Source organism: Haloferax sp. s1, from assembly GCF_058382125.1.
This window is the reverse complement of record NZ_JBZRPK010000569.1, coordinates 1-7,742: the sequence shown is the minus strand read 5'-3', so window position 1 is coordinate 7,742 and position 7,742 is coordinate 1. Positions and strand designations below refer to the sequence as shown.

Annotated in this window: 7 protein-coding genes; 5 read left to right on the top strand and 2 right to left on the bottom strand. The window is 62.4% G+C overall.

Going from position 1 to position 7,742, the window contains the following annotated elements:
* Nucleotides 1–98: 98 nt before the first annotated feature.
* Entirely contained in the window at nucleotides 99–584 is a 486-nt protein-coding gene (locus tag QT222_RS10710; protein WP_491477168.1) for an Lrp/AsnC family transcriptional regulator, read from the bottom strand.
* Nucleotides 585–740: 156 nt separating this feature from the next.
* Between QT222_RS10710 and QT222_RS10705 the strand changes: the two genes are divergently transcribed.
* The 3 genes from QT222_RS10705 (at nucleotide 741) to QT222_RS10695 (ending at nucleotide 2,553) form a co-directional block, all read left to right on the top strand.
* Nucleotides 741–1,358: a PH domain-containing protein gene (locus QT222_RS10705; protein ID WP_491477167.1), complete on the top strand. Its 618-nt coding sequence runs from the start codon at nucleotides 741–743 to the stop codon at nucleotides 1,356–1,358.
* Nucleotides 1,355–1,975 (top strand): PH domain-containing protein, encoded by a 621-nt coding sequence (locus QT222_RS10700; protein WP_491477166.1) that lies wholly within the window; start codon nucleotides 1,355–1,357, stop codon nucleotides 1,973–1,975. The genes QT222_RS10705 and QT222_RS10700 overlap by 4 nt, the downstream gene beginning before the upstream one ends.
* 74 nt (nucleotides 1,976–2,049) lie before the next feature.
* Nucleotides 2,050–2,553 carry a hypothetical protein gene (locus QT222_RS10695; protein WP_491477165.1) on the top strand — a complete coding sequence of 168 codons (504 nt, stop codon included), beginning with the start codon at nucleotides 2,050–2,052 and terminating at the stop codon, nucleotides 2,551–2,553.
* A 42-nt stretch (nucleotides 2,554–2,595) separates the two neighbouring features.
* Here the strand turns inward: QT222_RS10695 and arcD are convergent, their stop codons facing one another.
* Entirely contained in the window at nucleotides 2,596–4,050 is a 1,455-nt protein-coding gene (gene arcD / locus QT222_RS10690) for an arginine/ornithine antiporter ArcD (RefSeq protein WP_491477164.1), read from the bottom strand.
* 205 nt (nucleotides 4,051–4,255) lie between these two features.
* Between arcD and QT222_RS10685 the strand changes: the two genes are divergently transcribed.
* Both QT222_RS10685 and QT222_RS10680 read left to right on the top strand, forming a co-directional pair.
* A complete protein-coding gene (locus QT222_RS10685) occupies nucleotides 4,256–6,052 on the top strand; it encodes a DUF7408 domain-containing protein (protein WP_491477163.1) in 1,797 nt (598 codons plus the stop codon).
* Nucleotides 6,052–7,742: VWA domain-containing protein (locus tag QT222_RS10680; RefSeq protein ID WP_491477162.1), on the top strand; the 1,691-nt coding region annotated here is incomplete at its 3' end. The genes QT222_RS10685 and QT222_RS10680, both read left to right, overlap by 1 nt.

Sequence of the window (7,742 nt, the reverse complement as noted above, 5' to 3'; positions counted from 1 at the left end):
GGAGATGACATCGTCTACCTCCTCGGCGAGTTCGAAGAACCGTCGGATACCCGAGGGCGGAACCTGTTCGACGCGGTCGGAAAGGTGGTCGCCGAACGTCATGGCGACACAGAGAGTCGGTCGTCGTCGTCGCCGTCGCCGAGTTCGATGCCCTCCTCCTTGTAGGAGTCCATCACGAAGTGCGTCACCGTCTTGGTGACTTCCGGGATGGGGGCGATGCGCTCGGAGACGAAGTTCGAGACGGCGTGCATCGACTCGCCTTCGACTTCGATGAAGAAGTCGTAGGTACCGGAGACGAGTCTGAGCGTCGCAACTTCCGGAAACCGCGCGATACGGGTGGCAATCTCCTCGTATCCCGTCTCACGGTCGAGTTCCACGTCGACTTCGACTTGCGCTCGGACGTGTTCCTCGTCGACGCGGTTCCAGTCGATAACGGCCTGGTAGCCGCGGACGACCCCGTCGTCTTCGAGTTCGTCGAGTGCTGCTGCCACTGCCTCGGCGTCTGCGCCCAGCTGGCGGGCGATGTCGTCTACACTCTCTCGAGCGTCGTGACGCAGCAAGTCGAGCAGTGACTGCTTGTCCATGGACACTCCGTTGCGGGCATCATTGAAATGGTTTACCCATGCGGGGGGAATTGTCACGATTCCTGTACCCGTCCGACACGAGCGACCGACAAACCGACGAACGGCGATGCGGTCCCGCAGAAAACTATTACCAGTGTGCACCGAGACGGAGCAGGTATGGACAACAACTTCGATTGGCTCACGCTCGACGACGACGAGGAGGTTCTCTGGGCGGACACGCCGCACCCGTACAGCCTCGTGCCGTCGTTTATCATCGGCGTCCCGCTTTCGCTGGTTCTCATCGGGATTCCGATGCTCGTCGGCGCGTACCTCACGCACAAAAACACCAACTACGTCGTCACTTCCGACGCCCTCTACCGCAAGACGGGCGTCGTCTCGCGGAGCGTCCAGCGCATCGAATTCGAAAAGGTACAGGACACATCCTACGGCCAGACGTTCTTCGGCGCGCAGTTCGGCTACGGTTCGGTCAACATCAGCACCGCGGGCGGAAGCGGCATCGAAATGAGTTTCCAAAACGTCGCGGAACCGCAGTCGCTCCAGACGCTCATCAACGAGCGACTCAAGCGCGAGCGACGGGCTGGGCGTGAGTCCGAATCGAACGGGAAGGCGGCCGTTCTCGACGATATTCTCGTGGAACTCCGTTCGATTCGGGAAGCCGTCGAAGACGGTGGTGCGACTGCCGGTGTCGACGCCGACACCGATTCGACGGCGGAAACGGCGAACACCGACCCGAGCGACTTCGAGTTTGACGCGACCACGACCGACGAGCAATGACCGCGGGTGAGGAAACGCCGACACCCGAGCGAGATTCGGCTTCGACCGACGCGTCCGACATCGGCAACGCGAACGCCGAAGCCATCGACGACATCGACGACTGGATGGCCCGCGGAGCCGACGAAACCATCGTATGGACGGGCCAGCCGCGGATTCAGACGGTCATCCCCGCGGTCTTCGTCGGTGTGGGTATCATCGCGGGCGTCGCGTTCATTGCGGTGACGGTGGGTGAACCGCTCGCCGGACTCCTCGGCGTCGTCGGCCTTGCCGCGCCGCTGTGGGCGTACCTTCGCGTCGCCAACACGCGCTTTGTCATCACCGACGCGGCGCTCTACCGCAAGACGGGCGTCCTCTCACGGAGCGTCCAGCGCGTCTCGCTAGAGCACGTCCAGAACAGCGCGTTCACACAGGGAATCACCGGGAAGATGTTCGATTACGGCACCGTCTCGGTCGAGGTTGCGGGCGGCGGTGGTATCCGATTCGAGAACGTAAACGACCCGCAGGCGCTCCGGAACCGAATCGAGAGCCGCCTCGAACGCGACGAACTTCCGGGAACCGTCGAGCAGTGGACCGCCGTTCTCGACGAGGTTCGGTCGCTTCGGGCGGCGCTGGAGTAGCTCCTATTCGACTCTCGACTAGACTGTCTATCAGTAAATAAAAGACAGATGGGAGCCATTTTACAATAGTGAAAATGAGTGATTGGAAACATTTCATCGCGCTCTTTTTGCTTGGCACCCTCGCACTCTCCAGTATTGCGCTTTTCGTCGGATTCGCCGATTACGACTACCACTACACGTACGAACGTGAGGTAGACCACTTCCCACCCAGAGTCTACCCGACCGATTACTCTGCCCTCCAACCGGAGAGTCAGCAAGTCGTCGACGAAGCACTCGAAACGGGACGCGTCACGAGACAAAACGGTTCAGCGATACCGAGTGTGAAAAAATCGTCACTACCGAGTGAGGGTTCCACCGAGACTAATTTTGGCAGTCGCTTGTATGTAAACGAGTCAAACCTATCGGAAATCGCGAGCGAAGGCATCAAACGAGATGGCCGCAAGTATCTATTCACGGCATCTCGGTCGTTCGATTGGACCGACCCGAGGACGTTCGGTCCGATGCTGCTCGGAATCCTCTGCGGTGGTGGCGTTCTTGCGACCATTCGGTCAAGTATCAAGGATTCGATGGTCCGGTAACCGTCCGAGGTCCGTCCTCTGAAAAGCGATGGAGACGTGACCTTAGTCGTCTGCCGGGCTGACCGATGGGTCGCTCGTTTTCGTCGCGTTCCCGGCGAATCCGACACCGGCGAGGATGAAGGCGAACAGGACCAGCGGCGAGAGGTAGCCGAACAGGTAGTACGGTGCGTAGCTGAACGTCGCAACGCCGAGGACGCCGGACATGTACGCGCCGCCGGCGTGCCACGGAAGAAGCGCGCCGGTCGGCGTCCCCGCCGACTCGATGGCCTGCGAGAGGTCCGAACTGTCGAGACCGAACTCGTCGTAGGTGTTGCGAAGCGTCATGCCCGGAACGACGATGCTCATGTACTGCTGTGCGGTGAGCGCGTTGGTTAGAATCGCGGAGATACCGGTCGCGGCGACGAGCGACCCGGTACTGCGAACACCGCGTTCGAGGCGGTGGGCGAGAACCGCGAGGAAACCCGTCTGTTCGAGGAGTCCGCCGAGCGTCAGCGCCGCGACGACGATAGCGATGGTCCACGCCGAACCCGAGACGCCGCCGGAAGCGAGGAGACTGTTGACGAGTTCCGAACCCGTTTCGGGACCGGTGCCGCTCATGAACGTCTGCCAGGCAGTGACGAACGAAGCGCCCTGCACGAGAATGCTCGTGAACGCGCCTGCGAAGGCACCGGCGAGGAGCACCGTCAGTGCCGGATAGCCGGCCGCGGCGAGGCCGAAGGTGACGGCAAGCGGGAGGAACGCGAGAAGCGAGATATCGTAGGTCGACGCGAGTGCGGTCTGAATCTCGGCGATTTGCCCGGCCGGAATCGTCCCGGAGATGCCGAGACTCAGCACGACGAAGCCGACGATAGAGAGGCCGAACGCGACGAACGTCCCAGTTCGCATCGCGTGGATGTGGTCGTAGAGGTCGGTGTTCGTCACGGCCGCTGCGAGGTTTGTCGTGTCCGAAAGCGGCGACTGCTTGTCACCCGCGTACGCGCCGGTGAGGATGGCACCGGCGGTCATCGGCGCGGGAACGCCGAGTCCGGAGCCGATGCCGATGAATGCGACGCCGAGCGTCCCGACGGCGGTCCACGACGACCCAATGGCGAACGTGGTGATGCCGACGAGGATAGCCGTCGCAGGAAGGAACACCTGCGGTGAGAGTAGGTCGAGGCCGTAGTACATCAGCGTCGGAATCGTCCCCGCGGCGACCCACGTCGAGACGACACCGTAGATGGTAAACAGGATGAGAAGCGCCTGTAACCCCATCGAGAGACTCCGTTCGATTCCTTCGTAGAGGTCTTCCCACGTATATCCCCAGACGAATCGGCCGAGAAGGCCAACGAGTGCAATGCTCCAGATGAGCGGAATGTGTGGGTCGAGTTTCAACCACGCCGACCCGATGCCGAGGAAGGCGACAAGTCCTAAAACCGGGATGAGCGCCTGCCCGAAACTCGGGCGCTTGTCCGGTGAGAGGTCGTCGAACGACCGCGGTGTATACCTATCAGTTCCCATCGTATCTCGATGAATAACCTTGGAGCATAAAATAGTATCGTATTATGCAGTTAACGCATGCCATGCATTGACGTAGTTATTTTTGACACTACTATGCTTCTTAGTAATTCTACTCCGAGTGTTCTTGTGGGTAGATACGTCTGTGAATGAGGAAGTGTCAGTGTATAGGGAAACACCCATACTGGATGCGCGCTACGAACCGCGCATGGTCCTCGACGAGTTCTTCTTGTTCCCCCTCGGGCTTCTCGCCTTGCTGGGCGCGGTGCCTCTCGTCGTCCTCTATTTATTGCGACCGGAGCCGGTCCGGCGGACGCTTCCGACGTTCCAGTTCCTCGCGGAGGCCACAGGGCGGAATGCATCGAACCCGATTTTCGACCGTCTGCTTCGAAGTCTCCTTCTCCTCATTCAACTTCTCGCACTCGTCGCGCTCGTCGGTTCGCTCGCGACGCCGTACATGCTCGTCCCCGAGTCCGAAACGGTATCCGAGACCGTTATCGTCGTGGACACGAGCGCGAGTATGGCAGTTCAAGACGGCGGCGCAACTCGGTTCGACCAAGCGCTCGCCACCGCACGTGAGGAGGTGACTGGAGCAACGTCCGTGGTCTCGGCTGGTTCGACTGCCGATGTCGTCCTCCGTCGCGGAAGCGACACCGACGCTCGCTCGGCCCTCGACGGGTTGCACGTGACTTCTGCGCCGGGCGACCTTCGGTCCGCAATCACGACGGCCGCCTCTATTGCCGGGAAGGACGCTCGAATCGTCGTTCTCAGCGACTTCGCCGACGACTCTCCGTGGGCCGACGCGGTCAGAGAGTCCCGCGCGAGAGGGCTCGTCGTCGAACTTCGGCAGTTCAACGGCGGCGGACAGGGCAACGTCGGCATCATCGACCGATGGTTCTCCGGGTCGAACGTCACGGTGACTGTGAAGAACTACGGCGACGCGCCCGCGACGCGGTCACTCGAACTCGGTGGCGTCACTCGACAGGTCCAATTGGACGCGGGTGACGTGGCGACGGCGACACTGCCGGTCCCGACGGGCGGAGGTCGAATCAGCCTCTCGCAGGGTGACGACTTCCCTACTGATAACACACTGTACGTCGCCGCTCCGGAGGACGCCTCGGTCGACGTCCTCGTCCTCACGAACGACGAAAATCAGTTCCTGACGACCGCGCTCTCCGTCATCCCGGAAGTGTCGCTGACGGTCGATAACCCGCCGACGACCGTCTCGAAGAAGTACGACGTGATTATCTACAGCAACGTCACCCCCGACCGCTTGCTCTCGGGCAACGTCGAGGCTGGCCGCAAAACCATCGAGCGCGGCGGCGGCGTGGCGATTCAGGCCCAAGACACGACGCCGAAGTACGGTGACCTCTTACTGGTCTCCCCGCAGCAAATCAAGACGAATCCGACGATTGGAACCGTCGAAGACCACGAACTCACCCGCGGCATCACGTTCCCGCCACCGAATCAGTACGTTGCCGGCACCCTCCGGTCGGGCGAGTCGCTCGTGCGCACGACCAATGAAACGCCGCTCGTCGCCACCGACAAACGCGGCCCGGGCCGGGTCGTCTACTACGGCTTCCTCGAAGCGAAGTCGGCGTTCAAGTACAACTACCAGTATCCGGTGTTCTGGAAGCGCACCGTCTTTTACCTCGCCGGTCGCTCGACGCTCCCTGAACTGAACCGGGCGACTGGCGGGTCACTCTCGGCGGGCACAAACCAGACTGTCGCGACGCCAGCGGGCGAAACCACCGGTCCCGAGGTGCAACTCTCCGATGCCGGAGTCTACCGCGTCGGCGACGAGCGGTTCGCCGCCTCGCTTCTCAGCGAGTCGGAATCCGACGTAGCCGCGGAGTCGCTGGAATCGGACTCCTCACCCGGTACGTCCACAACGCGGGTCGAAGAGCAAATCGTTCCGAACCCGTTGACCGAGTGGGCGGCGCTCGTCGCGCTCGCGGTGACGCTCGTCGAACTCGCCTATCTGCGCCGACGAGGTGACCTCTGATGCTGCCTGGACTCACTCCCTTGACTCCGACACCCCTCGCATGGACAGTCGAAATCGCCGGTCGAACGGTCGGTTTGGAGCGGCCGATATTCCTCATCGCGCTTCCGGTTGCGGCCCTCCTCGTGTGGGCGCTTATCTACCGAGGTGCGTCCGGAACCGCCGGAAATCGGTCACGCCGCCTCCTATTCGCGTCGCGGCTGCTCGTCGCGTTCCTGTTGGTCGTCGCGGCGGCGGGACCGTACACCGTCATGACCAGACAGACCGACGGCGACCCGCAGGTGACGATGCTCGTCGACAAATCGGAGAGCATGGCCGTCTCGAAGAACGTGGCGTCCGACCTCGCAGAAGAAATCGAAGCAGAGGGCGTTCCCGTCACGATGTCGACCGTCGCACAGGGCGACGAATCACCGCTCGGCGACGCGGTGGCCGCCAACCTCAGACCGGACGGGACCGTCGTCCTCGTCTCCGACGGGCGAGTTACGTCGGGTCGAAGTCTCGCCTCTGCGACCACGCTCGCCCGCGACCTGAACGCGACCGTGAGCGCCGTCTCACCGTCGCCGAAAGAAGCCGAACACTACGTCTCGATACGCGGCCCGTCGAAGACCAGCGTCGGCGTCGAGAACACCTTCCTCGCACGGGTCGATGGCGTCTCGCCCGACGAGACGGCGAGCCTCGAAGTCGTCGTCGAAGTCGATGGAAACGAGGTTGCCCGCGAGACCGTCGACTCGCCGGGTCGCGTCGAGTTTTCACAGACGTTTGACAACACTGGGACCCACCGAATCACCGCCCGTATCGCCGGCGACGACCGCTTCAGCGACAACGACGTGTTCCGAAAGACGGTTCGCGTCGTCGAACCGCCGAAGGTGCTCTACGTTTCGAAAGGGTCCTTCCCGTTCCGCGACTACCTCTCGAAGTTGTACGACGTCGAGACCGCAAAGTCGGTCCCATCGGACCTCTCGTCGTACCACGCTGTCGTCCTTCAGGACATGCACGCCGACGACGTTGGGAACGTCGACGCCCTCCAGCGGTTCACCATCGACGGCGGCGGCCTGCTCGTCGTCGGCGGGGAGAACTCGTTCGAAAACGGTGGCTACGACGGGTCGAGTCTCGCTTCGATGCTTCCCGTCACGACCGGCGAGGGGACTTCGAAACGCACGAACCTCGTCTTCGCAATCGACGTGTCCGGGAGCGCGGAAAAGGGCATGCGGGTCCAGAAGTCGGTCGCGCTCGATGCGCTCGACCAACTCGGCGACGACAACAAAGTCGGCATCGTCGGGTTCAACTACCGCGCCTACGAGGTGTCGCCGCTTCGACCGCTCGGCCCGAACCGCAAGTCGACCGTCGGCCTCATCCGCCGTCTCCAATCTGGCGGCGCGACCGACATCGCCGTCGGACTCAACGGTGCCGCACAGCAGCTCGGTGACCGACGCGGGACGATTATCCTCATCAGCGACGGACACGACCGCTTCGAAGATGCGGCGACCGTTGCGGACCAACTCGGCCGCGAAGGCATCCGCGTCATCACCATCGGCACCGGACCGAATCCGAACGGAAAGACGCTTCGCGCAATCGCCCGGGCCTCGGGCGGGAACTACCTCCGCGCCGACGAGACCAAGCGACTCCGCATCCTCATCGGTGGGTCGCACCGCCAGTACGCTGACGACGGCCTGACCGCCGTCGACCGGAACGA